Genomic DNA, 26,070 nt, shown 5'->3' on the forward strand with positions numbered 1-26,070 from the left:
CGCCCAAGGAACGTTATGAAAGTCCTATTTCTGGTACAGAAGGAACAGCGGGCTATTCTCGACCGCCTGTACGACGGCGTCGCGGCCAACTGCGAGTGCGACCTGCGCTGGCTGACCAGCGATGACCAGCGCAACCTGCGCCGCTACTTCAAGCGTGAAGTGCAGGTCGAGCGCTATGACCGCATCGTGTTCTTCCTGCGCTTCAAGCAGGAGATTCGCCAGGTGGCTTTCATCCGCACCGTGCCGAACCTGGTCATCCTGGAGCACGATGCCTACCAGAACTACATCCCGTGCAAGTACACCGGCAAGTTCAGCGCCCATTACCGGCAGCTGCCATGGGCGCGGGTCATCAGCTCGGGCTACATGGTCAGCGAACGCCTGCGCCAGGAAGGCTTCGATGCGGTATTCGTGCCCAAGGGCTATGACGAGCAACTGCTGGCCGACCAAGGGCGTGAGCGCGATATCGAACTGGCCTTCGTCGGCAGTGTCAACAGCGTGGCCTACAGCGGCCGCAAGGCGCTGCTGGACGAATTGGGGCAGGTCGAGAACCTGCTGGTTACCCGTACCAAGTCGGGCGAAGACTACTGCAACACGCTCAACCGTATCCGGTTCTTCGTCAGTGCCGACGTTGGCATGGGCGAATACATGATCAAGAATTTCGAAGCCATGGCCTGTGGCTGCGTATTGCTGGCATACGACCAGGGCGAGGAAGAGAACCGCGCGCTGGGCCTGCAGGACATGCACAACGTGGTGTTCTATGACAACATCCCGACCCTTCAGGAAAAGCTCCGCCGTTTGCGGGCAGACCCTGAACTGGCCCGGCAGATTGCAGAAAATGGCCGCCATCTGGCGGTTTCCCGTTTCAGTTTCGCCGCAGTTGGACGTAGCATCGTCGACCACATGCGCCCGGCGCTCAGGCCCCACCCGCCCTTGTCTGCATGGCAGCGGTTGCGCCTGAAGCTGGGCATCTAAATAAGAGCTTTCACGCCCAGGAGCGGGTTGTTGAAGGCCGTTTGTCGCAATGCGGAGGGAGTCCGGTGCGCTTTTCAAATGAGAGTGACGTCACACTCGTCGTGACCAGTTGTGGGCGGTTCGATCTGCTCAAAGATACCCTTGAGAGTTTCGACCGCTGCAACACCGCGCCCATTCGCGAGGTATTCATCACCGAAGATTCCGGTGACGATGCTGTGCATGCCGCTGTGCCAGAGCACTGGAAACCGCACTGCAAGGTGTTCGTTAACCGGCCCAAGCTTGGCCAGTTGCCGTCTATCGACCTGGCTTACAGCCACGTCAAGACGCCGTACATCTTCCACTGCGAGGACGACTGGCATTTCTATCGCCAAGGCTTTGTCGAAGACTCGCGGGCCATTCTGGATGTGAGCCCCAACCTGTTGCAGGTGTGGCTGCGCAGTCATGCTCACGACCTGGCCATCCATAGCCCTTACATCCACTTGGGCGATCGGCAGGTGATCGCGGGTGTGCCTTGCTACCCGCTGCTGTCCGACAAGGCTGAATGGCAGGCGTTTTCGCTCAACCCCGGTCTGCGGCGTTTGAGTGATTACCAGCGCTGCGCGCCATTTGCCGCCTATGCTGGAGAGAAGGCGCTTTCCCGACGCTACGCTGAGTTAAATCTGACAGCGGTCACCTTGGAGGGTGATGCAGTATTGCACACTGGATTCGGTAATCACGTGACCTTGCCCATCGAAGTGGAGCGCAAGGCCAAACGCCGTCAACGTGATCGGATCAAACTGGCATTGACGCTGGTGACGGGTGCCTTGATCGGCATGGGTATCACCATTTTTGTTCAATGAAGTCGCTGTCCCACCTGACATGAGCGGGAGAGGGCCCATGAACATCGTCAATATGATGTGGGCGGGTGGAACGCCGTACATGTCCATCCACAAGGTGCATCGCCAAGTGCTGTCGCACGCAGGTACTGATGCCCGGATCAGTAACTGGTTGCTGCTGGGAAGCGGGTTGTGTTGCGGGCTTGGCTCGACCCGGGAGTGGCACATGCCACTGCGTGCGCTGAAAGGGCGGCACCTGTGGCGCCTGTTGCGGCCCTGGTTGCGCTTGCGTTTGCGCAAGGCGCTGGCCGAGGCCAAGGCTGAGGTCGTGCTGCTCGACGGTATTGGTGTCGCGCGGCTGGTGCTGCCGCTGTTGCAGAACATTCCCCAGGTACGGGCAAAGGTGCTGTTCCATGGCAAGACGCGCCTGAACAGTAGCGATGTACGCTTGTTGCGTATGTTCCCCGCCGAGCGCCTGAGCATCGCAGCGGTGTCGCATACGCTGGCCGAATCACTGGAGCACGACTTGGGCAGGCCGGTGCAGACCCTGCGCATGGCGCTTGACCCGTTAGCGTTCGTCGAGCCGTTGTTGAGCCGTGACAGCGCCAGGCAGGCGCTGCAGTTGCCTGTTGCGACTGGGGTGATGCTCGGCGCGGTAGGGCGGTTGGTGGAAAGCAAAGGCTTCGAGATGCTGATCGAGGCGTTTGCCCGGGCCAGCACACATCAGCCGGACCTGCAGTTGGCCATTATTGGCGAAGGCCCTCTGCACGCCGTGCTGCAAGCGCGTATCGATGCACTGGGCCTGGCCGCGCGCGTTCACCTGTGCGGTCACCGTGAAGACCTGCAGCAGTTGTATCGGGCGTTCGATTGGCTACTGGTGCCTTCTCGCTCTGAAGGCCTGGGGCTGGTGGTGCAGGAGGCGGTCATGGCCGACGTGCCGGTGGTGTGCAGCGACCTGCAAGTGTTTCGCGAACAGTTGCAGGATACCGGGGGTTACCTGCCGGTAGCCGATGAGGGGGCATGGGCCGAGGCAATCGAACGATGCACGTCCCTCAGCGCCCGGACGGTAGCCGCCCGGCAGCGTCAGGCGCTGGCGCCGGAGCAAGCCTGGCAGGCCTTCTGCAATGGCTCGCAGAGCTTGCTGCGCAACTGACGTTCAGCGTGCCAGCAGGGCAGCCTCGAACGCAGCGAGGGGGAACCGGTCACCCAGGTTCTCCCGCTCGATATAGCGCACCATGTGCTGCACATTGCGACGAATCATGCGTGCCGACAACGGCGGGCGCAGGAAACGCATGTCGGCCACGTCGATCAGGCCCAGGCGCTGGTCGGGGGTAACCACCACGTTGCCCAGGTGCAGCGAGCGGAAGTACACGCCGCTGTGGTGCAGCTGGCGAACCAGCTGAATCAGCTGCGGCAGGTAGGTATCCCAGCTGAACCCTTCATCGCGCGACATTTGCAGCAGGGTACGCCCGGGCAGCGGGCGATACAGCACGGCGGTACGGCCTGGCAGGTCGAGCTTGTGCTGGCTGATCACCTCGAGCGTAGGGATGCCCAGTTGTGCCAGGCGCGCAGCGTTATCGACGAAGCGCTGCGAGTAGGGGCGCAACAGTGCAGATGAAATCAGCCGCTTCCTACGAAAAACCTTGAGGAAATTTCCATCCTTGAGCAGGTAGACTTTGGCGCCATGGCTGTCTGCCTCAAGCACCTGTGCGCCTTGTGTCAGCTGATCGAAGTCGACCTGGGTGAGCCGGGAGCATTGCATGAATAGAGCCTTGTCGTCTGGCGAGCAAAATGACCGGCAATAATGCCGAAAATAATGCTGTTGCACCATGGATGGTGTCTTTGATTCATCGGGGGAAAGGATGTTGTATCAAAAAAACTGGGCACGGGCCTGGTTAGGTTTGGGTCTGGTCTGGTTCCTGGCAGCAATTGCCCTGGCACCGAGCAACAAGGTTTACCAGCAGGGGCTGGTGTTGTTTTTGTGGCTGCCAACGCTGGTACTGGCGTGGTCTGCCCGTGAAGTGCTGGTGCAAGCCTGGAGGCGCCAGCCGGCGCTGTGGGTGAGTGTGCTGCTGTTGTTGGCGTGGTGCGGGCTGAGCCTGGCCTGGTCGCCCGCAGAAGACCCAGGGCGCGAGATCAAGCGGCTTGTCTACATTCTGGTATTCCTGCTGGCATTCCCGCTGCTGGCGCAGCAAGGCAGGGCCCGCATTCGTCAGCTGTTGCTGCTTGGCAGCGGCCTGTTGGCCCTCGCCGCGCTGGTCTCGATCATCAATTTCTACGGTTTGCAGGGCAAATCGTTGCTAGCCCGTCTGGCAGGCATTGGCGAGATCTCGCACCCGATTCTGGGGGCTTATGTCATCGGCTCGGCGGTGCTCTTCTTGCTGTACGAGCCGCCGCGCCAGCGTGGCATGCAGCTGTTATGGCTGGCGGCGCTGGTCTGTCTGGGCGCGTTTGCCATGCTCAGCCAGAGCCGCGGGGCGGTTCTGGCCCTGGTGATCACCGTGGTGATCGCGCCGCTGTGGTTCCGCGATCGCCACAGCCAGGTGTTTTCCATCCTTGCGCTGGTTGCCACCGGCCTGGCGTTCTTCGTCGTATACGACCTGATCGCCAAGCGCGGTTCGTCCTATCGGCCGGAAATCTTCAATGCCGTCATCGATATGATTGCCGCACACCCCTGGACCGGCCTGGGGCTGGGGGCTGCCTACGACGTAAGTGCCGTGGGTAAACACTTTGACCACACCCACAACATGTTCACCCATGTTGCCGTGGAAATGGGGATCCCTGGCATGTTGCTCTGGGTCATCGTGTGGTTGTTCACCCTGGGCGAAATCATCCGTGCGCGCGGCACACTGTTTGGCAAGATCCTTCTGGGGTTCTGGGTGTACTCGACCCTGGCCATGCAGTTCGATGCCGCCAGCCTCACCGGGACGCCGCGTGCCGAGTGGTTCATCAGCTGGCTGCCTGTCGGCCTTGCCATGATGCTGCCATGGGGGCGTGCCGAAAATGGCGCCTGTGGTAAAATTTCGGGTTCAACCTGAACAGCGAGCTCGATAATGGCCGAAACACCGCGACCGGCGGAGCAAACCTCCAGCCTGAAGATCTACTTCCGGCTGCTGAGCTATGTGAAACCCTATGTCGGCATTTTCCTGCTGAGCATTGTCGGTTTCGTGATCTTTGCCTCAACCCAGCCAATGCTGGCGGGCATCCTCAAATACTTCGTCGATGGGCTGAGCAACCCCGAAGCGGTGTTGTTCCCCAACGTGCCCTACCTGCGCGACCTACAATTGTTGCAGGCAGTGCCGCTGCTGATCATCCTGATCGCCGCGTGGCAGGGCCTGGGTTCGTTCCTCGGCAACTACTTCTTGGCCAAGGTGTCCCTGTGCCTGGTGCATGACCTGCGGGTGGAGTTGTTCAACAAGCTGCTGGTGTTGCCCAACCGCTATTTCGACAACCATAACTCCGGGCACCTGATTTCGCGCATCACCTTCAACGTGACCATGGTCACCGGCGCGGCGACCGACGCCATCAAGGTGGTGATCCGCGAAGGCCTGACCGTGGTGTTCCTGTTCGCCTACCTGTTGTGGATGAACTGGCACCTGACCTTGGTGATGGTCGCCATCCTGCCGGTAATTGCGGTAATGGTCAGCGTTGCCAGCAAGAAATTCCGCAAACAGAGCAAGAAGATCCAGGTGGCCATGGGTGATGTCACCCACGTTGCCTCGGAAACCATCCAGGGCTACCGCGTGGTGCGCAGCTTTGGTGGCGAGGCCTATGAGGAACAGCGCTTCGCCAAGGCCAGCCAGAGCAACACCGACAAGCAATTGCGTATGACCAAGACCGGCTCGCTCTACACGCCGATGCTGCAGCTGGTGATCTACAGCGCCATGGCCGCGCTCATGTTCCTGGTGCTGTTCCTGCGCGGCGAGTCCACGGCTGGCGACCTGGTTGCCTATATCACCGCCGCCGGCCTGCTGCCCAAACCGATCCGCCAGCTTTCGGAAGTCAGCTCGACCATCCAGAAGGGCCTGGCCGGTGCAGAAAGCATCTTCGAGCAACTGGACGAAGAACCTGAGCTGGACACCGGTACTGTCGAGAAGGAGCGCGTGGAAGGGCGCCTGGAAGTGCGCAACCTGAGCTTCACCTACCCGGGTACCGAGCGCGAAGTGCTAAGCGACATCAGCTTTGTCGCCGAGCCAGGGCAAATGATCGCCCTGGTGGGCCGCTCCGGCAGCGGCAAGTCGACTTTGGCCGCGCTGATCCCGCGCTTCTATCACCACGACCAAGGGCAGATTCTGCTCGATGGCGTGGAAATCGAGAACTATCGCCTGCGTAACCTGCGCCGCCATGTTTCGCAGGTGACTCAGCACGTCACCTTGTTCAACGACACCGTGGCCAATAACATCGCCTACGGCGACCTGGCTGGCGCCCCGCGCGCAGATATCGAAGCTGCTGCGGCCGACGCCTACGCCAAGGAGTTCGTCGACCGGTTGCCCAAGGGCTTCGATACCGAAGTGGGTGAGAACGGTGTGCTGCTTTCCGGCGGCCAACGCCAGCGCCTGGCGATTGCCCGCGCGCTGCTGAAAAACGCACCGCTGCTGATTCTCGACGAGGCCACCTCGGCGCTGGATACCGAGTCCGAGCGGCACATCCAGGCTGCCCTGGACCATGTGATGCAAGGTCGCACCACGCTGGTGATCGCCCACCGCCTGTCGACCATCGAGAAGGCCGATCAGATCCTGGTCATGGATCAGGGCCGCCTGGTGGAGCGCGGCACCCATACCGAGCTGCTTGCGGCTAATGGCCATTATGCCCGCCTGCACGCCATGGGGCTGGATGAGCCGGCCAAGGCTGATATCACCTGAACCCTCCTTGATCGGGGCCATCATGGCCCCGATTGTCACGGGAATTTTCCGGGGACGATCTGGCCATAAAGCCGTTGACTACCCTGTGCTAATATCCTGCCCCTGTTCATTATTTCCATATGGGTTGCCCATGAAGTTGTCCATGCCGCGTTTCGATCAAGCCCCGGTACTGGTGGTCGGCGATGTCATGCTCGACCGCTACTGGCATGGCGGTACTTCGCGTATCTCGCCTGAGGCGCCAGTTCCGGTGGTCAAGGTCGATCAGATCGAAGATCGCCCAGGCGGTGCGGCCAACGTTGCCTTGAACATCGCTGCGCTGGGCGCGCCGGCTTCGCTGATCGGCGTCACCGGCCAGGATGAAGCTGCCGATAGTCTGGCCAACAGCCTGCAGGCTGCCGGTGTGCGTTCGGTGTTCCAGCGCATCGCGCACCAGCCGACCATCGTCAAGCTGCGGGTCATGAGCCGTCACCAGCAATTGCTGCGTATCGATTTCGAAGAGCCGTTCGCCACCGATCCGCTGTCGCTGGGCGCGGAAGTCGAAAGCTTGCTCGAAGGCGTCAAGGTGCTGGTCCTTTCCGACTACGGCAAGGGCGCACTGAAAAACCACCAGAGCCTTATCCAGGCGGCGCGAGCCAAAGGTATTCCGGTGCTGGCCGACCCCAAGGGCAAGGATTTTTCCATCTACCGCGGTGCCAGCCTGATCACCCCGAACCTCAGCGAGTTCGAGACCATCGTTGGCCGTTGTGCCGATGAGGCCGAGCTGGTTGCCAAAGGCGTGCAACTGCTGCAGGACCTGGACCTAGGGGCCTTGTTGGTCACCCGTGGTGAGCACGGCATGACCCTGCTGCGCACGGGGCAGCCAGCGCTGCACCTGCCGGCGCGGGCGCGCGAAGTGTTCGATGTGACCGGTGCCGGTGATACTGTCATCTCCACCCTTGCGGCGGCTATTGCGGCTGGCGAGGACCTGCCCCACGCGGTGGCGCTGGCCAACCTGGCGGCAGGCATCGTGGTTGGCAAGCTGGGTACGGCTGCGATCAGCGCCCCCGAACTGCGCCGGGCCATCCAGCGCGAAGAAGGCTCCGAGCGCGGTGTGCTGGGCCTTGAGCAGCTGCTGCTGGCCATCGATGATGCGCGGGCGCACAAAGAGAAAATCGTCTTCACCAACGGCTGCTTCGACATCCTGCATGCTGGGCATGTTACCTACCTGGAACAGGCGCGGGCCCAGGGCGATCGACTGATTGTTGCGGTCAACGACGACGCCTCGGTCAGCCGTTTAAAGGGGCCGGGTCGACCGATCAACAGCGTAGACCGGCGCATGGCGGTACTGGCCGGGCTGGGGGCGGTGGACTGGGTGATCAGTTTCCCAGAAGGCACGCCGGAAAACCTGCTGAGCCAGGTCAAGCCGGATGTGCTGGTCAAGGGTGGCGACTATGGCATCGACCAGGTGGTGGGCGCCGATATCGTCAAGGCCTATGGCGGTACCGTGAAGGTGCTGGGGCTGGTCGAGAACAGCTCGACCACGGCGATTGTCGAGAAGATTCGCAAGAACTGATATCGCTGGGGCTGCAAAGCAGCCCCAGGCTTTCACTTGTGAAGTGAGGTACGCGCCCGCTCCAGCAGCGCCCGCGCTTTGTCACCAAACCGCTGCAAGTGCGATGCCCGCAACGGCTTGGGCTCCACCAGCCCCTGTTGCTTCACCCAGTCCTTCCAGCGCACTCGCTCGTCCTTCACCACCCAGCCTTCCTGCCGGGCAAAACTCTCTGCCAGGTACAGCCCACGCGTACTCGCCGGCACCAGCTCATCCTTCTTCAGCGTATACAGCTCCGCCAGCGGTTGGCCGTCCTTCAACGGCATCAGGTACAGGTCTGGCCGTTTGCGGTTGAGTCGCGCCACCAGCTGGCCGCTCTCCAGTCGCTCATCGACGTGGAACAGGCTCAGTTTCTTGGCTTCACGAGGCACCTGCAGGCGCATGTCGTATATCAGTTGCAGCGAGGCGGTGGGCAAGTGCACATAGGCCCGTGGCCGCTCCAGCAGCATCAGGTTGCCGCAGTGCACGGGGCGGGCGGCGCCGGACTGCGGGGTCAGCAGGAAGTGCGGTGTTTCGCGATAGTGCAGGGCGGCGGCGTACGGTACGGGCAGCCAGGTATCGTTGAAGCGCCCGCCCAGCCAGCCTTCCGGGGTTTCCAGCAGGCATTCCTCAGCCACTTCCTGCACCGCCGTGTGCAACGGCAGGTTCAGCTCCTGTGCCGGTACATAGCCAGAAATCAGTTTCAGCACCACATCGCCCCGGTCTTGGCGGCGCTGGCGCACCAGCACCCAGTAATCGCGGTTTTGCCAATGCAGGGTGAGGCGCACCGATACGCCCAGGTTGGCCAGTTCGGCCACGAAGTGCTGCGTGTCGGGTAGCTGGATGGCCTTGCGCCGCTGCTGGGTCTGGGCAAAGTTGAGCGGCATGCCGATACTTTGATAAATCAGCCCTTCGGGCGTGGCCTCGACATGCAGCGGCAGTGTCTTGAAGTTGCTCGGGTTCTTGCGGATCAGCGTTCGCGCCACGAGGCTCCTCCTTGCGTCGGGTCAGTCGCCAGGCCCTTGGGCCTGGGGAAACTCAATGCTGGCCCAGGATACGGGCAACGGTGGCCACATTGTGGGCCAGGTGCAGCGGGTTGATGGTGCCGACGATAGCACTGCTGACGCCCGGGTGGGCGAACAGCAGTTCGAAGCTGGCCTGCACCGGGTCAACGCCAGGGGCCAGGCAGACATGTCCACTGGCCAGGGCCTTCTTTATCAGGATGGCCTTGCCGTGCTCGGCAGCGTAGTCCAGTACCGGGCGTTCTGCCTGCTCGTTGAGGTTGTAGGTGACCATGGCGCAGTCGCCCTGTTCCAGTGCTTTCAGGCCGCCGGCCACGGTCTTGCCAGACAGGCCGAAGCCGAGGATCTTGCCCTCCTGCTTAAGTTCCGCCAGGGTCTGGTAGACCTCCTGCTGTTCGAGGATCGCCAGGTCGTTGCCGTCGGAATGCACCAGTACCAGTTCGATGCGGTCGGTTTCCAGGCGGCGCAGGCTGCGCTCCACTGAGCAGCGGGTGTGGGCGGCGCTGAAGTCGAAGTGCGACTGGCCGTTGTCGAATTCTTCACCGACCTTGCTCACGATCACCCACTCATCGCGTTGGCCGCGCAGCAGGGGGCCCAGGCGTTCTTCGCTGCGGCCATACGCCGGGGCGGTGTCGATCAGGTTGATGCCCAGCTCGCGGGCCTGGGCCAGCAGCAGGCGGGCTTCGTCATCGCCGGGGATGGTGAAGCCGGCGGGGTACTTCACGCCTTGGTCGCGGCCCAGCTTGACCGTGCCCAGGCCCAGCGGTGAAACCTTGAAACCGGTGCTGCCCAGCGGGCGGTGGAAGTCGTGCAGGGTTGGCAGGGTCATGGCAGCAGTTGCTCCCAGGCCGGCACACCCAGCGGTGGGCGTGGCAGGCCGGCCAGTTCGGCTTGTGCCTGCGGGCGGATACCGTCGCGCTCCAGGTGGCTGATGACCCGGTCGCTGAAGTCCGGCGCCAGGGCCAGCTTGGTCGGCCAGCCCACCAACAGGCGTTGCTGGTCGGCGAGGAAGGCGTTGTCCGGGCGCACCAGGCCGGACTGCGCAGGTTCGGCGCGGTCGACGCGCAAGGTGGCCCAACGGACCTGGCTTTGGTCCATCCATGGCAACAGGTTGGCTATTTCCTTCTGCGCCGCCGCAATCTGTGCCGCCGGCTCACGTGCCACGCCATCGGCTTCGGCCAGATCCCCGCCCAGGTACCAGACCCATTGGCCATCAGCAGCCGGGTGAGTCGTCACTGTTACCCGTGGCTTGGGGCCGCCGCCCAGGCAGTGTGCATACAGCGGCTTGAGGTTAGGGCCCTTGGCCATGACCATGTGCAGCGGGCGAATTTGCATCGCAGGCAGCTTCAGGCCCAAGGCATGCAGCAGGTCCTCGGTGCCGGCACCGGCGCTGAGCACGATACGCTGGGCACGGATGTCGCGGCCATCGACGCGCAGGCCGACCAGTTCGTCGCTTTCGCGCAGCGGCTCGATGCGTTCCCCGGCCAGCAGGCTGTCGCCCGCCAGGTCGGCCAGGTTGGCCAGCAGGCTTGGTACGTCGATGACCAGTTCGGCCAGGCGATAGACCTTGCCCTTGAAAGCGCGGTCTTGCAGGGCGGGCGGCAGTTGCTCGCCTTTTACCTGGTCGACCCGGCCGCGCACGGCCTTGCTCGCGAAGAAGCTGGTGAGGTTGCCGGCCAGGGTGCCTGGCGACCACAGGTAGTGGGCCTCGGACAGCAGGCGGGTGTTGCTCAGGTTCAGCTCGCCGCTACCGCTCAAGGCTTCGCGCCAGCGGCGCGGCATGTCGGCGATGGCTTCCGAAGCACCGGTGAGGGCACCTTGCAGGGCGTACTTGGTACCGCCGTGAATGATGCCTTGAGACTTGATGGTCTGCTCGCCGCCAAGGCTGGCGCGTTCCACCAGCACTGTCGAATACCCCAGGCGGCGCAGGCGGGCATTGAGCCAGAGGCCTGCGACCCCGGCGCCGACGATCAGTACGTCAGTGGAAATGGCAGATGGCATGGCGGTACCTCGAAGACTGGGACAGCTGACAAGTATACAGGCAGCTTCAGTGCCCGGCAGTCTTGGAAAACAGCTGAATCACCACCACCCCACCCACGATCATCGCCATGCCCAGCATCGCCGGTATATCCAGCTTCTGCCCGTAGATCACCAGCGCCGCCACACTGATCAGCACGATCCCCAGCCCGGACCAGATGGCATAGGCAATGCCCACCGGAATGCTGCGCACTACCAGGGTCAGCATCCAGAACGCGATGCCATAGCCAACCACCATCAGCAGCAACGGCAATGGCGTGCTCAGGCCCTTCACTGCTTTCATCGAAGCGGTGGCAATGACTTCGGCGCAGATGGCGATGGCGAGGTAGGTGTAGGCATTCATGGCAGGATCCTCCGGTAACTGGTCGGGCATTCTAGACGCTACCTGGATGGGGTAAAGTCATTACCTATCAGTAGGGGAGATAGGTTGATGGCTGAGCAATGGAACCTTGAGCAACTGCGCACCTTCCTGCGCGTCGCTGAACTGCGCTCGTTTTCTGCCGTGGCCCGTGAGCAGCGCAAGGCGCAGTCGGCCATCAGCAGCGCGATTGCCCTGCTTGAAACCGACCTGGGGGTCACCCTGTTCGAGCGCAGCAGTGGCCGGCAGCCGAAGCTGACCGAAAACGGCAGTGCATTGCTGGAAGATGCCCGCGAACTGTTGCGCCAGTGCGAGCGCCTGGATGGCCGCGCCCTTGCGTTGATGCGCGGGCAGGAGGCTTTGTTGCGGGTGGCGCAGGACGAAGCCATGCCTTATCAGCCGGTGATCGACAGCCTCGACGAACTGGCCAGCCGCTATCCATTTCTAGAAGTGCAATTGGCCAGTGGTGCGCAAGGTGATGTGGCGCGCAAGCTGGTGGAGCGCCGCGCCGACCTGGGCCTGTTCTTCCACCACGAAAGCATGCCGGCATCACTGGAGCGGCGCGCCCTGGGCAGTGTGGAGATGGTCACGGTGTGCGCTGTCGGCCATCCGCTTGCAGGTGAGGGCCGGGTCACCCGCCAGCAACTGGCCCGCCACCGGCAACTCCTCATCACGCCACAGCAAAGCGGTTACCCCGGCGGCGAGGCAGTCAGCCCGCAGGTGTGGCGTGCCGACAGCTTCTACGCCATGGCCGAACTGCTGATGCGCGGCCTGGGCTGGGCCTGGTTGCCGCGGCATGTGGTGCAGTACCCGACTTACCAGGCGCACATGGTCGAACTGGACAGCGAGTGGCGCCCGCCGGCACTCGTGGCAGAACTGGCCTGGCGCCGTGATGAGCCGCTGGGGCCTGCGGCGCAGTGGCTGGCCGAGCGCTTTGCAGTGCACTTGCGTGCGATCGGGTAAACTCCGCCGCCATGAACAGAACACTCTATACCTTGCTGTTTCACCTGGGCCTGCCGTTGGTTGCGCTGCGCCTGTACCTGCGCGCACGCAAGGCGTCGGCCTATGGCCAACGCATCGGCGAGCGCTTTGCCTTCAAGCTGCCGGCCATGCGCCAGGGTGGCATTTGGGTGCACGCAGTGTCGGTGGGCGAAAGCATCGCAGCAGCGCCGATGGTGCGTGCCTTGCTCAAGGCCTACCCGGGCCTGCCGATCACGCTTACCTGCATGACGCCGACCGGTTCCGAGCGCATTCGCGCCATGTTCGCAGACGAACCACGCGTGCAGCATTGCTACCTGCCCTACGACCTGCCCTGGGCGGCCGGGCGCTTTCTCGACCATGTGCAGCCGAAGCTGGGCATCATCATGGAAACCGAGCTGTGGCCCAATCACATTCACCAGTGCGCCAAACGCGGCATCCCGGTGGCGCTGGCCAATGCGCGGTTGTCCGAGCGCTCGGCCCGTGGCTATGGGCGCTTTGCCAAGCTGACACGGCCAATGCTGGCGGAGATGAGCCTGATTGCGGTGCAGACCGAAACCGAGGCCCAGCGCTTCCGTGATTTGGGCGCGCGCCCTGAGTGCGTGCAGGTCACCGGTTCGATCAAGTTCGACCTGAAGATTGATGAGCAACTGCTCCCGCGTGCCAAGGCACTGCGCGCGCAATGGGGGGCTGAGCAGCGCCCGGTGTGGATTGCGGCCAGTACTCATGAAGGCGAGGATGCGCTGATTTTGCAGGCGCACCGGCAGTTGCTACAGGTGCATGGTGATGCGTTGCTGATCCTGGTGCCGCGCCATCCCGAGCGATTCAATGCGGTACATGTGCTGTGCAGCGAGCAATTCGCTACCGTGCGGCGCTCTGCTGGCACGCCCGTCGATGCGCAAACCCAGGTATTGCTTGGCGATACGATGGGTGAGTTGTTGTTCCTGTATGCGCTGGCCGACATTGCCTTTGTCGGTGGTAGCCTGGTGGCGACGGGTGGGCACAACCCGCTGGAGCCGGCAGCATTGGCGTTGCCGGTGCTGATGGGGCCGCATGTGTTCAACTTCCTTGAAATCAGCGCGATGCTGCGTGAGGCGGGGGCGTTGCAGCAGGTGGACGATGCCGAGGGGCTGGCCGGGGCAGTGCGGCGGCTGGTCGAGTTGCCGCAGGATGCACAGCGCATGGGCGAGGCGGGCAGGGCGGTGATGCGGGCCAATCAGGGGGCATTGCAGCGGTTGCTTGATGGGCTGGGCGCGCTCCTCCACTGATTTTTGTGTGGCCTTCTTCGCGGGTAAACCCGCGAAGAATCCAGCATCTATATCAAGGCCTGCGCTCAAAGTTCTTGGCAGCCGCCGCAGCCAAGTCCGGCGGCAGGAAGTCCTTGTCCGGGTTGTAGTCCGGCTTCAGGTAGCGCTTGAGGTCCTGCAGGTCTTGCGGGCTGAGGGTGCCGGCCGCCTGCTTCAGGCTCAGGTTGTCGAGGATGTAGTCATAGCGGCTGTTGTTGTAATCCCGCACCGAGGTGTACAGCTGGCGCTGGGCATCGAGCACGTCGACGATGTTGCGGGTACCCACCTGGTAACCGATTTCAGTGGCTTCCAGCGCGCTCTGGTTGGAGATAATCGACTGCTTGCGCGCCTGCACCTGTTCCACGTCGGTGTTCACCGCGCGGTGCAGGTTGCGGGTGTTTTCCACCACCTGGCGGCGTAGGCTTTCGCGCTGCTGCTCGCTCTGGCTCAGGCGCTGGTAGGCCTCGCGTACTTGCGAGCTGGTCAGGCCACCGCTGTAGATCGGGATGTTCAGCTGCAGGCCGATGCTGGTTTGCTCGACGTCACCGCTATAGCGTGAAACAGGGGCCGGTGCAGGGTTGGTGAAGCCGAAGCTGTCGTTGTCGCCTTTCTGGTATTTGGCCACCGCATCGAGCGTCGGTGCATGGCCTGCCTTGCGCTGACGCAGCGTTTCCTCAGCGGCGGAAACCGCATAGTTGGTAGCCAGCAGGTTGAGGTTCTGGCGCCCGGCGGTTTCGACCCAGGCTTTGGCGTCGTTCGGGGTTGGCACCTGTACCGGCAGGGTATGCACTACGCCCTGGATCGAGGTGTATTCGCGGTTGGTCAGGGTGACCAGCGCTTCGAATGCATCCTGCACCTGGCGCTCGGCGATGATACGGTTGGCCCGGGCGGTGTCGTAACTGGCCTGGGACTGCAGCACGTCGGTCTTGTCCGAAAGGCCCACATCGAAACGTTCGTTGGACTGGTCGAGCTGGCGCTTGAAGGCAGCTTCTTCGGCTTTGGTAGCGGCCAGGTTGTCCTGAGCGCGCAGCACGGCGAAGTAGCTCTGCGCGGATTGCAGGATCAGGTTCTGTTCAGTGGCCGACAGCTCCAGTGCCGCCTGTTCGTTGACCGCTTCGGCAGCCTGCAGCTGGAACCAGCGGTCCGCGCGGAAGATCGGCTGCGCCAGGGTGGCGCTCCAGGTATTGCCGCTGCGGTTGGTGGTGGCAGAGGGCTCGTCCAGCTTGGTGCGGGTGTTCATCATCTCGGCGCCAGCCGACAGGTTGGGCAGCAACCCGGCGCGGGCCTGTGGCACCACTTCGCGGCGGGCGCCGTAATCGGCGCGGGCGGCGGCCAGGTCGGCGTTGTTGTCCACCGCTTCCTGGTAGACGCTGACCAGGTCGGTCTTCACTGTCGGGGGCACGTCCGCTGCCCAGACCACTCCGTTGGACGCACAAGACACGGCTATCGCCAGTGAGAGTTTGCGCAGCATAGAGGCAATCCTTGTACGAAATTTAATTACTGAACTGTTGAGTATCGGATGACGGGCCAGTGTAGTGCCATGCGCCCCCGGCAACAATCGCCTGGTGTGCCTTTCATCAAGTGCGCATTTACCCGCTTGGCTTTGCCGACCACTCCAGTCTAGACTGCGCATGTTCTTGTCGGGGTGCCTTGAAGCAAAGGCTGAGATCGCAGAGGTGCGGATCCCGTTGAACCTGATCAGGTTAGCGCCTGCGTAGGGAACAAGATTGCTCGCCTTCCCGGGGAGCCTCTTGTGCCAGGTCCGGGAATGTCGCAGCTGCATGCAGCTTCAGGCACCCCCATATCCGGCACTGCACCCATCATGGGTGTGTCCGCGCCATTCAGGTTCACCCCGACATTCCACTGCTAGGAAGCCGTCTGGAGAGCCTGTGATGACCAAACAAGAAAAAGCGATCAACCTCAGCGAATCGGCACAAGTCGATCAGCAGTCCGTGCAACCGTTCCCGCGTTCGCGCAAGGTGTATGTCGAAGGCTCGCGCCCGGACATCCGCGTGCCCATGCGTGAAATCAGCCTGGACGATACCCCGACCGATTTCGGTGGCGAAACCAATGCCCCGGTGCTGGTCTACGACACCTCTGGCCCGTACACCGACCCAAACGTGATCATCGACGTGCGCAAGGGCCTGGCCGACGTGCGTTCGGCGTGGATCGACGCCCGTGGTGACACCGAGCGCCTGGACGGCCTGAGCTCCGATTTCGGCCAGCAGCGCCTGAACGATGCCGAACTGGCCAAGCTGCGCTTTGCCCACGTGCGCAACCCGCGCCGCGCCAAGGCCGGCGCCAACGTCTCGCAGATGCACTATGCCCGCCAGGGCATCATCACCGCCGAGATGGAATACGTGGCCATCCGCGAAAACATGAAGCTGCAAGAGGCCCGCGCCGCCGGCCTGCTGAAAGAGCAGCACGCCGGCCACAGCTTCGGCGCCAACATCCCGAAAGAAATCACCCCCGAATTCGTCCGCCAGGAAATCGCCCGTGGCCGCGCGATCATCCCGGCCAACATCAACCACCCGGAAGTGGAACCGATGATCATCGGCCGCAACTTCCTGGTGAAGATCAACGGCAACATCGGCAACAGCGCCCTGGGTTCCTCGATCGAGGAAGAAGTGGCCAAGCTGACCTGGGGCATCCGCTGGGGTTCGGACACGGTCATGGACCTGTCCACCGGCAAGCACATCCACGAAACCCGCGAGTGGATCATCCGCAACTCGCCGGTGCCGATCGGTACCGTGCCAATCTACCAGGCGCTGGAAAAGGTCAACGGCGTGGCCGAAGACCTGACCTGGGAGCTGTTCCGCGACACCCTGATCGAGCAGGCTGAACAGGGCGTGGACTACTTCACCATCCACGCCGGCGTGCTGCTGCGCTATGTGCCGCTGACCGCCAAACGTGTTACCGGCATCGTCAGCCGTGGTGGCTCGATCATGGCCAAGTGGTGCCTGGCGCACCACAAGGAAAACTTCCTGTACACCCACTTCGACGAAATCTGCGAAATCATGAAGGCCTACGACGTCAGCTTCTCGCTGGGTGACGGCCTGCGCCCTGGCTCGATTGCCGACGCCAACGACGCCGCGCAGTTCGGTGAGCTGGAAACCCTCGGCGAGCTGACCAAGATCGCCTGGAAGCACGACGTGCAGTGCATGATCGAAGGCCCTGGCCATGTACCGATGCAGTTGATCAAGGAGAACATGGACAAGCAGCTGGAGTGCTGCGACGAGGCGCCGTTCTACACCCTCGGCCCGCTGACCACCGACATTGCACCGGGTTACGACCACATCACGTCGGGCATTGGTGCGGCGATGATCGGCTGGTTCGGTTGCGCCATGCTTTGCTACGTCACGCCCAAGGAGCACCTGGGCCTGCCGAACAAGGACGACGTGAAAACCGGCATCATCACCTACAAGATCGCCGCGCACGCCGCCGACCTTGCCAAGGGCCACCCCGGCGCGCAGATTCGTGACAACGCCTTGTCCAAGGCGCGTTTCGAGTTCCGTTGGGAAGACCAGTTCAACCTGGGCCTGGACCCGGACACTGCCCGTGCCTTCCACGACGAGACCCTGCCGAAGGAATCGGCCAAGGTCGCGCACTTCTGCTCGATGTGCGGGCCGAAGTTCTGCTCGATGAAGATCACCCAGGAAGTGCGTGAATACGCCGCCAGGATCGAGACCGTGGACGTGTCGGTCGAAGAAGGCATGCGCGAGCAGGCCGAGCGGTTCCGCCAGGAAGGCAGCCAGCTGTACCACAAAGTGTAAAAGCGCCGTTTCTCCACTGTGGGAGCGGGCTTGTCCCGCGAACGCGTCAGCTGCGCCAACGCGTTTGGCAGGCCTGACGCCTTCGCGGGGCAAGCCCGCTCCCTCAGTGGGTCGGCGAAACCCTATCAATCCTTCTGGCGAACATAACAATGACCACCCCCAGCCAATTTTCCCCCGACCACCCGATCCCCCCCCACCAGCGCATCTTCGGTGCCCGCGACCTGTTCTCGCTGTGGTTCTCCCTCGGCATCGGCCTGATGGTGCTGCAGGTCGGCGCCATGCTGGCCCCCGGTCTGGGCCTGGCGGGCGCAGTGCTGGCCATCGCACTGGGCACCGGCGTGGGCGTGCTGTTGCTGGGGGCTGCCGGTGTGATCGGTAGCGACACCGGCCTGTCGGCCATGGGCACCCTGAAACTCAGCCTGGGCGGCCACGGCGCGCGCCTGTCGGCGCTGCTCAACCTGCTGCAACTGGTCGGCTGGGGCGCGTTCGAGATCATTGTCATGCGCGATGCTGCCAGCCTGCTGGGCGCGCGCGCCTTCGGCGAAGGCAGTGCCTGGAACAGCCCGATGCTTTGGACCCTGTGCTTCGGTGCCCTGGCCACCTTGCTGGCAGTGAGCGGGCCACTGGCCTTCGTGCGCAAGGTACTGCGCGCCTGGGGTATCTGGTTGCTGCTGGGTGCTTGCGTCTGGCTGACCTGGAACCTGTTCGCCAAAGCTGACCTGGCTGATCTGTGGAACCGCGCCGGGGACGGCTCGATGTCGCTGGCGGTGGGCTTCGACATCGTCATTGCCATGCCCCTGTCGTGGCTCCCGCTGATCGCCGACTACTCGCGCTTCGCCCGCAACGGCAAGCATGTATTTGGCGGTACGGTGGTGGGCTACTTTATCGGCAACACCTGGCTGATGAGCCTGGGCGTGGCTTACACCCTGGCCTTCGCTGCCAATGGCGAGGTCAATGCCCTGCTGCTGGCCCTGGCGGCCGCCGGCATGGGTATTCCGCTGTTGCTGATTTTGCTGGACGAGTCGGAAAAGGCCTTTGCCGACATCCATTCGGCGGCCGTGTCCACCGGTGTGCTGGTGCCGGTGAAGGTCGAGCACCTGGCCTTGGCCATTGGCGTGCTGTGCACCCTGATCGCTTTGCTGGCGCCGCTGGCCCAGTACGAGAACTTCCTGCTACTGATCGGCTCGGTGTTCGCGCCGCTGTTCGGCGTGGTGCTGATGGACCACTACGTGGTGCGTCGCCGTCGCCTGCCGGCCCAGGTGGGTGGTTTGCACTGGCAGGCGCTGCTGGCCTGGGTGGTGGGGGTGGCGGCTTACCATGTCATCGCTACACAGGCGCCGGACTTCGGGGCGACCCTGCCGGCACTGGTGCTGGCAGGGCTACTGCACGGGCTGCTGAGCCTCAGCCGCGGCCGGGAAACAGTTCAGGCTTGAGCACGCCATTCAGGCGTGGGTAGGGGATCTTCAGCTCCACGTGGCCCATGGAATAGGGCGCGATGGCGTAGACCTCATACTTGACCACGACTGCGCCGTACGTCAGGGCGATGTGCGGCGATTTCTTGAACGGCCAGGTTTTGACGAACTCGGCGTCCTTGTCCATGCCCACGCTCATCAGCCAGGCCCGGTGCGACTCCTCGACGGTTTTCCAGAAGGTGTCTTCCTGGCCGGGCACCAGCATGTCCTGCAGGGTCAGCACCTTGTCCAGCTTTCGCGAATAGTTGATGAAGCCACGCCCCGGCATGCCGTGGGCGCCACCGCTGTCCAGGTAGCTGGACAATTCGATGATCACCAGCCCGTCATGCTGCTCGCGTACTTTGGCTTGCAGGTAGCTGCTGTTACGTTTGTCGGCACTGGCCAGGTATTGCTGCTCGTAGGCCTGCAGGGTGCTCGGCGCGGTGCCATGCTGATTGTCTTCGGTCAGTTGCAGCAGGCGTTTTTCGACGATGGCGTCCAGCTTTGGCAAGGCCGGGAAGTGGACCATGTCGATGTTCACCAACGGGCAGTCGCTTTCGCTGCAGCCGGGTTTCACGTGCTCCCAGGCGTCGCGCTTGACCTCGAGCGGGGCCCGGTAGTTGGGCGTGAACAGGCTCTGGCAGGCGCCCAGAGCGAGTGCCAGCACAGCCACGGAAGTCAGTTTGACAAGTGTCATGATGATCCTTGCAGAACAGGGAAAAGTCGGCCTTTGACCGTCTGCGCGGCCTTCAGTTCGCCACTAAGCTAACAGAGTGAAGACCTGCTGTCCCGAGTGCGCCAGCGGTTGGCGGAAAGGGATGAAACCGGCAGGCGTGCAGAGTAGGATGGCGCGATGCAGTAACCAGGCGGTTGATGTAGCAACGAGGATTTCCATGTCAGACACATTGAATTCGGTGCCCAAGGCGGTCGAGATCGTCAAGCGGGCCAACTGTTTCCAGGGCTTCTACAAGCTCGACAAGGTGCACCTGCGCCACGAGCTGTTTGCCGGAGGCATGGGCCGCGAGATCAGCCGCGAACTGTTCGTGCGCCACGATGCAGTGTGTGTACTGCCTTACGACCCGTTGCGTGATGAAGTGGTGCTGATCGAGCAGTTTCGCGTTGGCGCCATGGGCAAGATCGATAACCCCTGGCTGATCGAGATGGTCGCCGGGCTGATCGACAAGGACGAACAACCCGAAGAAGTCGCTCACCGCGAAGCCGAAGAAGAAGCTGGCCTGACGTTCACTGCACTGTGGCCGATGACCCGCTACTTCCCGTCGCCCGGCGGCAGTGACGAATACGTTCATCTGTTCCTTGGCCGGTGCAGCAGCGAGGGGGCGGGCGGCCTTCATGGCCTGGAAGAAGAGGGCGAAGACATTCGCGTGCGCGTGTGGTCGTTCGAGGACGCCTTGCAGGCCGTGCGCGACGGGCGTATCTGCAACGCGGCGACCATCATCGGCCTGCAATGGCTGGCGCTGAACCGCGACGAAGTACGAGGTATGTGGAAGTGAATTTGCTGCGCGAGCGCTATCGAGTCGATCTGGTCGGGCTGCAGGCAGCCTGCGAGGCCAACTACGCCCGGCTGATGCGCCTGTTGCCCGACATGCGCACCACCCAGAGCTCGCGCCGTATCGGCATGACCCAGGGTGACCAGATGCTCGGTGTGCTGGTGCTCGACGTGGTGCTGGCCTGCCCGTACACCACCACCCTGCATGTACGCCAAGAGCACAGCCTGCCGTGGCTGCCTGTGCCGCACCTGGAAGTGCAGGTGTACCACGATGCGCGCATGGCCGAAGTGGTCAGTGCCGAACACACGCGGCGCCTGCGCAGCATCTATCCGTACCCTAACGAGGCCATGCATCAGCCGGACGAAAAGGCCCAGCTCAACCTGTTCCTCGGTGAATGGTTGAGCCATTGCCTGGCTTGCGGTCACGAACTGGCAAGTGTTCGCTGACATGCAGCCAGACCTGACGCGCCCTGTGCATGTGGTGCAACTGACCGACGCTCACCTTTTCGCCGATCCGGCCGGCAGCATGTTGGGCCTTAAAACCCGTGACAGCCTGGGCCATGTGGTGGCCCAGGTGCAGCGTGAGCAACCGCTTGTCGACTTGCTGCTGTGTACGGGCGACCTGTCCCAGGATGCCAGTGTTGCCTCTTATGAAGCGTTTCGTGAGCTGACCGCGCCATTTGCCGTGCCCACCCGCTGGTTGCCGGGCAACCATGACGAAGCCCGGGTCATGGCCGAAGTGGCCCCGGAGCTGCTGCAGGCGGTAACCGATATCGGCGCCTGGCGTATTGTCATGCTCAACACGGCAGTGCATGGCGCGACACATGGCCTGCTGGAGGATGACCAGCTGGCCGTGCTGCAAGCCGCGCTGAAAGGGGCGGGCGAGCGCCATTGCCTGGTGTGTTTCCACCATCAGCCGGTAGACATCGGCTGCGCCTGGATCGCGCCGATCGGCTTGCGCAACGCCCAGGCACTGTTCGATATCGTCGAGGCTTATCCACAGGTGCGGGCGTTGCTGTGGGGGCATGTGCATCAGGAATGGGATGAAGTACGTGATGGCCGGCGCCTGCTGGCTACGCCGTCGACCTGCATTCAGTTCGCGGCGCGCAGTGAGGATTTCCAGGTGAGCGAAGAGCCGCCTGGTTACCGCTGGTTGCGCCTGCATGCTGATGGGCGGCTGGAGACCGGGGTGGAGCGGGCGCTGGATTTCAAGGTTGCTCTCGATTTCGATAGTCCAGGATATTGAAGAACTTGGGGCGCGGAGCGGCCCCGGCTCTCTTGAAGAAATTGTTGCGAAACCCGTGACACTGCGTCAAAACCCGGCGAACGCGCTACACTGCGCGTCCCTGCGCCCGCATCATCAGGCGCAACGCCACAGTTTCCGGGGGCAGCATGTCGGGTTCCATCCTCTATATCCATGGCTTCAACAGCTCGCCGCTTTCCACCAAGGCGCGCCAGCTCGAGGCTGTGATGCAGCAACTGGGGCTGTCGGCCCAGCTACGCGTGCCAGCCTTGCACCACCACCCGCGCCAGGCCATCGCCCAGCTCGAAGCGGCTATCGCAGAACTCGGTGCGCCATTACTGGTGGGCAGCTCGCTCGGCGGCTACTATGCCACCCATCTGGCCGAGCGCTATGGCCTGAAAGCGCTGCTGGTCAACCCGGCGGTAACCCCGCACAAGCATTTCGACGGTTACCTGGGCACCCAGCGCAATCATTACAGTGGTGAAACCTGGGAGCTGACCCACGATCACGTGAAGGCCCTGGCCGAGCTGGAAGTACCGGCCCCGGTCGATGCCAGCCGCTATCAAGTGTGGCTGCAGACCGCCGATGAAACCCTGGACTATCGCCACGCCGAGCACTATTACCGTGCCTGTGCCCTGCGCATCCAGGCCGGTGGCGACCACAGCTTCCAGGGCTTCGCCCAGCACCTGCCGGCACTGCTGGCCTTCGCCGGCATTGCCCGCGGGCAGTATGCGGCGCTCGACTTTTCTGTATTTTGACTTTTTTGCATTCACCAGACTGACGAAGAGACCCTATGGCCAATCCCAGCGCTAGCGCCTATAACGCAGACGCCATCGAAGTCCTCTCGGGCCTTGACCCGGTCCGCAAGCGGCCGGGCATGTACACCGATACCAGCCGCCCCAATCACCTGGCCCAGGAAGTCATCGACAACAGCGTCGACGAAGCCCTGGCTGGCCACGCCCGTTCGGTGCAGGTCATCCTGCATGCCGACCACTCGCTGGAAGTCAGCGACGATGGCCGCGGCATGCCCGTGGACATCCACCCGGAAGAGGGGGTGTCCGGGGTCGAGCTGATCCTCACCAAGCTGCACGCCGGCGGCAAGTTCTCCAACAAGAACTACCAGTTCTCCGGTGGTTTGCACGGTGTGGGTATTTCGGTGGTCAACGCCCTGTCGACCCAGGTGCGTGTGCGCGTCAAGCGCGACGGCAACGAATACCAGATGACCTTTGCCGATGGCTTCAAGGCCAGCGAGCTGGAGGTGGTCGGTTCGGTCGGCAAGCGCAACACCGGCACCAGCGTCTACTTCAGCCCTGACCCGAAGTACTTCGATTCGCCCAAGTTCTCCATCAGCCGCCTCAAGCATGTGCTCAAGGCCAAGGCCGTGCTGTGCCCGGGCCTGCTGGTCAGCTTCGAGGACAAGGCCAGCGGCGAAAAGGTCGAGTGGCACTATGAGGACGGCTTGCGCTCTTACCTGGTCGATTCGGTCAACGAGTTCCAGCGCCTGCCCGACGAGCCGTTCTGCGGCAGCTTGGCCGGTAACAAGGAAGCCGTTGACTGGGCCTTGTTGTGGTTGCCAGAGGGCGGCGACAGCATCCAGGAAAGCTATGTCAACCTGATTCCGACCGCCCAGGGCGGTACCCACGTCAACGGCCTGCGCCAGGGGCTGCTGGATGCCATGCGCGAGTTCTGCGAGTTCCGCAACCTGCTGCCGCGTGGGGTGAAGCTGGCACCGGAAGACGTCTGGGAACGCATCACCTTCGTGCTGTCGATGAAGATGCAGGACCCGCAGTTCTCCGGGCAGACCAAAGAGCGTCTGTCTTCGCGTGAAGCGGCAGCGTTCGTTTCCGGCGTGGTCAAGGACGCCTTCAGCCTGTGGCTCAACGCCCACCCCGAGCTGGGCATGCAGCTGGCCGAGCTGGCCATCAGCAATGCCGGACGTCGCCTCAAGGCCAGCAAGAAGGTCGAGCGCAAGCGCATCACTCAGGGCCCGGCATTGCCCGGCAAGCTGGCCGATTGTGCCGGCCAGGACCCGATGCGTGCAGAGCTGTTCCTGGTCGAGGGTGACTCGGCCGGTGGCTCGGCCAAGCAGGCGCGGGACAAGGAGTTCCAGGCGATCCTGCCGCTGCGCGGCAAGATCCTCAACACCTGGGAAGTGGACGGTGGCGAAGTCCTGGCCAGCCAGGAGGTGCATAATATTGCCGTGGCCATTGGCGTTGACCCCGGTGCCACCGACCTTGCGCAGCTGCGCTACGGCAAAATCTGCATCCTCGCCGACGCCGACTCTGACGGCCTGCACATTGCCACGTTGCTGTGCGCGCTGTTCGTTCAGCACTTCCGGGCGCTGGTCGAGGCCGGGCACGTGTATGTGGCCATGCCGCCGCTGTACCGCATCGACCTGGGCAAGGAAATCTACTACGCCCTCGACGAAGCCGAGCGTGACGGCATCCTCGATCGCCTGGTGGCCGAGAAGAAGCGCGGCAAGCCGCAGGTCACCCGCTTCAAGGGCCTGGGCGAGATGAACCCGCCACAGCTGCGCGAAACCACCATGGACCCGAACACCCGGCGCCTGGTGCAGTTGACCCTGGATGACGTGCAGGCCACCTGCGAGCTGATGGACAAGCTGCTGGCCAAGAAGCGCGCCGGCGACCGCAAGAGCTGGCTGGAAACCAAAGGCAACCTGGCTGAGGTCATGGTTTGATTCGGCAGTTTCTTGCCGTTTGCCTTGCGCTGGTTGCCCTGCCAAGCCTGGCGGGCAACTGGCCGGAGCTGAAGCTCAGTGCCGAACACCCGGTCGAAGGCATGCGCGGTGGCAACCTTTCGGGCCTGGTGGAATGCCGGGGCGGGCTGTGGGGCGTGTCCGATCGCGACGACGACCGTATCTACCGCTTTGACCAGCAAAACCCGACCTGGCGCGCACAACCGCTGACCTTTACCCCGCCATCGCCACCGGAAAGCGGGCTGCCGTGGGGTCTGAAGTCGCGCAACTGGGCGGCGTCGTACATTCGCGGAGGCGAGCTGGACTTCGAGGGCATCACCTGTGATCAGGCGGGTAACCTCTACCTGGCCAGTGAAGCCCATGCCGCCGTTTTGCAGTTGCCCGTGGACGGCGAACCGGACTGGTTGAAAATCGACCCGGCCATGGTTCGCCAGGCCCGCGCCAGCGGCATGCTGTTGAACTTCAATGCACTGTTCGAAGGCTTGGCTATCAACCCGGCGGGCGACCGCCTGTGGCTGGCCGCCGAGCGCGAACGGCGTGGCCTGGTAGCCATCGAACGCCAGCAATCGGTATGGACTTGCGGGCGCAGCTGTGTGCTGTTGAGCGAGGCCGGGGTCGAGATGCAGCCGGCGCAAATGCCCGATGCCCGAGCGCTTTCGCGTGATTTTTCCGACCTGGCCTGGTTCGAGGGCAAGCTGTTTACGCTCGAACGCAACGCCTACCGGGTGTGCCGGCGTGATGTCGATAGCGGCAAGGTCGAGCGCTGCTGGTCGTTTGCAGCAGATGCCCTGGTGGAGTCGCGCCGCTACGCACAACCGTTCGGACTGGCTGAAGCGCTGGTAATCGATGCCAAGGGCGCTTGGATTGGCCTGGACAACAACAACGGTGCCCGTGCCGATGGCGAAACCCGCCCGATCGTCTGGCGCTTCGATGCGCCGGAAGGCGGCTGGAGCGCCAAGCCATGAGCCAGACGCCGGGCAAGCGCGCGGGCAGGGTGCTGATGGTTGTCGCCTGGGCGGCGGCACTGTTTCTTGCTACGCGTTTTTTCGGCCAGTGGGAAGACAGCCAGCGTAACCCCAATACCCAGGTGCAGTCCGAGCATGGCGAAGGCTTTATCGAGGTGCGGCTGTTGAGCAATGGCCAGGGCCATTTCGTGGTGGATGGTGCCATCAATGGCCAGGTCGTGCATTTCATGCTCGACACCGGCGCTACCGACGTGGCCATCCCCGAGGCATTGGCCCGGGACCTGAACCTGGAGCGGGGCAGCCCGGTCCTGCTCAGCACCGCCAACGGGCGCACCGAGGGCTACCGCACACGCCTGGCCAGCCTGCAACTGGGCGACATCCGCCTGCAGGGCGTACGCGCAATCGTGGTGCGAGGCCTGGACGGGCCAACTGTATTGCTGGGCATGAGTGCCCTGAAACAACTTGAATTTACCCAGCGCGGCGGCACCATGCTACTGCGCCAGAACCTGAAATGACGA

24 protein-coding genes and 1 riboswitch are annotated in these 26,070 nt (G+C 63.0%); of the genes, 17 read left to right on the forward strand and 7 right to left on the reverse strand.

The window, feature by feature from the left end; translation table 11 throughout:
- Positions 1–15: 15 nt before the first annotated feature.
- The 3 genes from D8767_RS03110 to D8767_RS03120 all read left to right on the forward strand — a co-directional run bounded on the left by D8767_RS03110 (position 16) and on the right by D8767_RS03120 (position 2,940).
- Entirely contained in the window at positions 16–972 is a 957-nt protein-coding gene (locus D8767_RS03110; protein ID WP_016712359.1) for a glycosyltransferase, read from the forward strand.
- A 65-nt stretch (positions 973–1,037) separates the two neighbouring features.
- Positions 1,038–1,811 (forward strand): glycosyltransferase family 2 protein, encoded by a 774-nt coding sequence (locus tag D8767_RS03115; protein ID WP_016712358.1) that lies wholly within the window; start codon positions 1,038–1,040, stop codon positions 1,809–1,811.
- A gap of 37 nt (positions 1,812–1,848) precedes the next feature.
- The gene (locus tag D8767_RS03120) at positions 1,849–2,940 is read left to right on the forward strand and encodes a glycosyltransferase (RefSeq protein ID WP_016712357.1); all 1,092 of its coding nucleotides are present in this window, start codon (positions 1,849–1,851) and stop codon (positions 2,938–2,940) included.
- Between the two features lie 3 nt (positions 2,941–2,943).
- Here D8767_RS03120 and D8767_RS03125 read toward each other — a convergent pair whose 3' ends face one another.
- Entirely contained in the window at positions 2,944–3,549 is a 606-nt protein-coding gene (locus tag D8767_RS03125) for a hypothetical protein (RefSeq protein WP_016712356.1), read from the reverse strand.
- A 100-nt stretch (positions 3,550–3,649) separates the two neighbouring features.
- On the opposite strand from D8767_RS03125, the gene D8767_RS03130 reads away from it, so the two are divergent.
- The 3 genes from D8767_RS03130 to hldE all read left to right on the forward strand — a co-directional run bounded on the left by D8767_RS03130 (position 3,650) and on the right by hldE (position 8,201).
- Positions 3,650–4,825 (forward strand): O-antigen ligase, encoded by a 1,176-nt coding sequence (locus D8767_RS03130; protein ID WP_016712355.1) that lies wholly within the window; start codon positions 3,650–3,652, stop codon positions 4,823–4,825.
- Positions 4,826–4,840: 15 nt separating this feature from the next.
- A complete protein-coding gene (gene msbA / locus D8767_RS03135) occupies positions 4,841–6,649 on the forward strand; it encodes a lipid A export permease/ATP-binding protein MsbA (protein WP_016712354.1) in 1,809 nt (602 codons plus the stop codon).
- A 130-nt stretch (positions 6,650–6,779) separates the two neighbouring features.
- Positions 6,780–8,201 (forward strand): bifunctional D-glycero-beta-D-manno-heptose-7-phosphate kinase/D-glycero-beta-D-manno-heptose 1-phosphate adenylyltransferase HldE, encoded by a 1,422-nt coding sequence (hldE, locus tag D8767_RS03140; protein WP_016712353.1) that lies wholly within the window; start codon positions 6,780–6,782, stop codon positions 8,199–8,201.
- Positions 8,202–8,233: 32 nt separating this feature from the next.
- On the opposite strand, the gene D8767_RS03145 is transcribed toward hldE, so the two are convergent.
- From D8767_RS03145 to D8767_RS03160, 4 genes are read right to left on the reverse strand one after another with little or no spacing between them, the layout of a single operon-like run.
- Positions 8,234–9,202, reverse strand: coding sequence for a hypothetical protein (locus tag D8767_RS03145; RefSeq protein ID WP_016712352.1), 969 nt, complete (start codon positions 9,200–9,202; stop codon positions 8,234–8,236).
- Between the two features lie 52 nt (positions 9,203–9,254).
- On the reverse strand, positions 9,255–10,067 hold the full coding sequence (locus tag D8767_RS03150) for an aldo/keto reductase (protein ID WP_016712351.1): 813 nt from the start codon (positions 10,065–10,067) through the stop codon (positions 9,255–9,257).
- Complete coding sequence (locus tag D8767_RS03155) at positions 10,064–11,239, reverse strand: FAD-binding oxidoreductase (protein WP_016712350.1); 1,176 nt, start codon at positions 11,237–11,239, stop codon at positions 10,064–10,066. The genes D8767_RS03150 and D8767_RS03155 overlap by 4 nt, the downstream gene beginning before the upstream one ends.
- A 46-nt stretch (positions 11,240–11,285) precedes the next feature.
- Entirely contained in the window at positions 11,286–11,618 is a 333-nt protein-coding gene (locus D8767_RS03160) for a multidrug efflux SMR transporter (protein WP_003249458.1), read from the reverse strand.
- Between the two features lie 87 nt (positions 11,619–11,705).
- On the opposite strand from D8767_RS03160, the gene D8767_RS03165 reads away from it, so the two are divergent.
- Together D8767_RS03165 and waaA are read left to right on the forward strand one after the other, a co-directional pair.
- Positions 11,706–12,596, forward strand: coding sequence for a LysR family transcriptional regulator (locus D8767_RS03165; RefSeq protein WP_016712349.1), 891 nt, complete (start codon positions 11,706–11,708; stop codon positions 12,594–12,596).
- 11 nt (positions 12,597–12,607) lie between these two features.
- On the forward strand, positions 12,608–13,879 hold the full coding sequence (gene waaA / locus D8767_RS03170) for a lipid IV(A) 3-deoxy-D-manno-octulosonic acid transferase (RefSeq protein ID WP_016712348.1): 1,272 nt from the start codon (positions 12,608–12,610) through the stop codon (positions 13,877–13,879).
- A gap of 52 nt (positions 13,880–13,931) precedes the next feature.
- Here waaA and D8767_RS03175 read toward each other — a convergent pair whose 3' ends face one another.
- Positions 13,932–15,368: a TolC family outer membrane protein gene (locus D8767_RS03175; RefSeq protein WP_016712347.1), complete on the reverse strand. Its 1,437-nt coding sequence runs from the start codon at positions 15,366–15,368 to the stop codon at positions 13,932–13,934.
- 160 nt (positions 15,369–15,528) lie between these two features.
- Positions 15,529–15,635, forward strand: a riboswitch (TPP riboswitch).
- Positions 15,636–15,789: 154 nt separating this feature from the next.
- On the opposite strand from D8767_RS03175, the gene thiC reads away from it, so the two are divergent.
- Both thiC and cytX read left to right on the forward strand, forming a co-directional pair.
- Entirely contained in the window at positions 15,790–17,670 is a 1,881-nt protein-coding gene (gene thiC, locus D8767_RS03180) for a phosphomethylpyrimidine synthase ThiC (RefSeq protein ID WP_016712346.1), read from the forward strand.
- Between the two features lie 149 nt (positions 17,671–17,819).
- On the forward strand, positions 17,820–19,103 hold the full coding sequence (cytX, locus tag D8767_RS03185) for a putative hydroxymethylpyrimidine transporter CytX (RefSeq protein ID WP_122048278.1): 1,284 nt from the start codon (positions 17,820–17,822) through the stop codon (positions 19,101–19,103).
- On the opposite strand, the gene D8767_RS03190 is transcribed toward cytX, so the two are convergent.
- Positions 19,072–19,818 (reverse strand): RsiV family protein, encoded by a 747-nt coding sequence (locus D8767_RS03190; RefSeq protein ID WP_016712344.1) that lies wholly within the window; start codon positions 19,816–19,818, stop codon positions 19,072–19,074. The genes cytX and D8767_RS03190 overlap by 32 nt on opposite strands.
- Positions 19,819–20,014: 196 nt before the next feature.
- On the opposite strand from D8767_RS03190, the gene D8767_RS03195 reads away from it, so the two are divergent.
- The 7 genes from D8767_RS03195 to D8767_RS03225 all read left to right on the forward strand — a co-directional run bounded on the left by D8767_RS03195 (position 20,015) and on the right by D8767_RS03225 (position 26,067).
- Complete coding sequence (locus D8767_RS03195; protein ID WP_016712343.1) at positions 20,015–20,632, forward strand: NUDIX domain-containing protein; 618 nt, start codon at positions 20,015–20,017, stop codon at positions 20,630–20,632.
- Positions 20,623–21,075 (forward strand): DUF1249 domain-containing protein, encoded by a 453-nt coding sequence (locus tag D8767_RS03200; RefSeq protein ID WP_016501905.1) that lies wholly within the window; start codon positions 20,623–20,625, stop codon positions 21,073–21,075. Before D8767_RS03195 ends, D8767_RS03200 begins: the two co-directional genes overlap by 10 nt.
- A 1-nt stretch (position 21,076) precedes the next feature.
- Positions 21,077–21,874, forward strand: a complete 798-nt coding sequence (cpdA, locus tag D8767_RS03205; RefSeq protein WP_028698483.1) for a 3',5'-cyclic-AMP phosphodiesterase — start codon at positions 21,077–21,079, stop codon at positions 21,872–21,874.
- A 146-nt stretch (positions 21,875–22,020) separates the two neighbouring features.
- The gene (locus D8767_RS03210) at positions 22,021–22,629 is read left to right on the forward strand and encodes a YqiA/YcfP family alpha/beta fold hydrolase (protein ID WP_016712341.1); all 609 of its coding nucleotides are present in this window, start codon (positions 22,021–22,023) and stop codon (positions 22,627–22,629) included.
- A gap of 35 nt (positions 22,630–22,664) precedes the next feature.
- Positions 22,665–24,569 (forward strand): DNA topoisomerase IV subunit B, encoded by a 1,905-nt coding sequence (parE, locus tag D8767_RS03215; protein WP_016712340.1) that lies wholly within the window; start codon positions 22,665–22,667, stop codon positions 24,567–24,569.
- Positions 24,566–25,552, forward strand: a complete 987-nt coding sequence (locus D8767_RS03220; RefSeq protein WP_028698484.1) for an esterase-like activity of phytase family protein — start codon at positions 24,566–24,568, stop codon at positions 25,550–25,552. The genes parE and D8767_RS03220 overlap by 4 nt, the downstream gene beginning before the upstream one ends.
- Positions 25,549–26,067, forward strand: coding sequence for a TIGR02281 family clan AA aspartic protease (locus tag D8767_RS03225; RefSeq protein WP_016712338.1), 519 nt, complete (start codon positions 25,549–25,551; stop codon positions 26,065–26,067). Before D8767_RS03220 ends, D8767_RS03225 begins: the two co-directional genes overlap by 4 nt.
- The last annotated feature ends 3 nt before the right edge of the window (positions 26,068–26,070 follow it).

Source organism: Pseudomonas sp. LTGT-11-2Z (genome assembly GCF_003691445.1).
GTDB classification, from domain to species: domain Bacteria; phylum Pseudomonadota; class Gammaproteobacteria; order Pseudomonadales; family Pseudomonadaceae; genus Aquipseudomonas; species Aquipseudomonas monteilii.

What these genes read in the sequence shown, in the direction of transcription:
- D8767_RS03110 (WP_016712359.1), top strand. Translation starts at nt 16, where the DNA reads ATGAAAGTCCTATTTCTGGTACAGAAGGAACAGCGGGCTATTCTCGAC.
- D8767_RS03120 (WP_016712357.1), top strand. Translation starts at nt 1,849, where the DNA reads ATGAACATCGTCAATATGATGTGGGCGGGTGGAACGCCGTACATGTCC.
- D8767_RS03125 (WP_016712356.1), bottom strand. Translation starts at nt 3,549, where the DNA reads ATGCAATGCTCCCGGCTCACCCAGGTCGACTTCGATCAGCTGACACAA.
- D8767_RS03130 (WP_016712355.1), top strand. Translation starts at nt 3,650, where the DNA reads ATGTTGTATCAAAAAAACTGGGCACGGGCCTGGTTAGGTTTGGGTCTG.
- msbA (WP_016712354.1), top strand. Translation starts at nt 4,841, where the DNA reads ATGGCCGAAACACCGCGACCGGCGGAGCAAACCTCCAGCCTGAAGATC.
- hldE (WP_016712353.1), top strand. Translation starts at nt 6,780, where the DNA reads ATGAAGTTGTCCATGCCGCGTTTCGATCAAGCCCCGGTACTGGTGGTC.
- D8767_RS03150 (WP_016712351.1), bottom strand. Translation starts at nt 10,067, where the DNA reads ATGACCCTGCCAACCCTGCACGACTTCCACCGCCCGCTGGGCAGCACC.
- D8767_RS03155 (WP_016712350.1), bottom strand. Translation starts at nt 11,239, where the DNA reads ATGCCATCTGCCATTTCCACTGACGTACTGATCGTCGGCGCCGGGGTC.
- D8767_RS03160 (WP_003249458.1), bottom strand. Translation starts at nt 11,618, where the DNA reads ATGAATGCCTACACCTACCTCGCCATCGCCATCTGCGCCGAAGTCATT.
- D8767_RS03165 (WP_016712349.1), top strand. Translation starts at nt 11,706, where the DNA reads ATGGCTGAGCAATGGAACCTTGAGCAACTGCGCACCTTCCTGCGCGTC.
- waaA (WP_016712348.1), top strand. Translation starts at nt 12,608, where the DNA reads ATGAACAGAACACTCTATACCTTGCTGTTTCACCTGGGCCTGCCGTTG.
- D8767_RS03175 (WP_016712347.1), bottom strand. Translation starts at nt 15,368, where the DNA reads ATGCTGCGCAAACTCTCACTGGCGATAGCCGTGTCTTGTGCGTCCAAC.
- thiC (WP_016712346.1), top strand. Translation starts at nt 15,790, where the DNA reads ATGACCAAACAAGAAAAAGCGATCAACCTCAGCGAATCGGCACAAGTC.
- cytX (WP_122048278.1), top strand. Translation starts at nt 17,820, where the DNA reads ATGACCACCCCCAGCCAATTTTCCCCCGACCACCCGATCCCCCCCCAC.
- D8767_RS03190 (WP_016712344.1), bottom strand. Translation starts at nt 19,818, where the DNA reads ATGACACTTGTCAAACTGACTTCCGTGGCTGTGCTGGCACTCGCTCTG.
- D8767_RS03195 (WP_016712343.1), top strand. Translation starts at nt 20,015, where the DNA reads ATGTCAGACACATTGAATTCGGTGCCCAAGGCGGTCGAGATCGTCAAG.
- cpdA (WP_028698483.1), top strand. Translation starts at nt 21,077, where the DNA reads ATGCAGCCAGACCTGACGCGCCCTGTGCATGTGGTGCAACTGACCGAC.
- D8767_RS03210 (WP_016712341.1), top strand. Translation starts at nt 22,021, where the DNA reads ATGTCGGGTTCCATCCTCTATATCCATGGCTTCAACAGCTCGCCGCTT.
- parE (WP_016712340.1), top strand. Translation starts at nt 22,665, where the DNA reads ATGGCCAATCCCAGCGCTAGCGCCTATAACGCAGACGCCATCGAAGTC.
- D8767_RS03225 (WP_016712338.1), top strand. Translation starts at nt 25,549, where the DNA reads ATGAGCCAGACGCCGGGCAAGCGCGCGGGCAGGGTGCTGATGGTTGTC.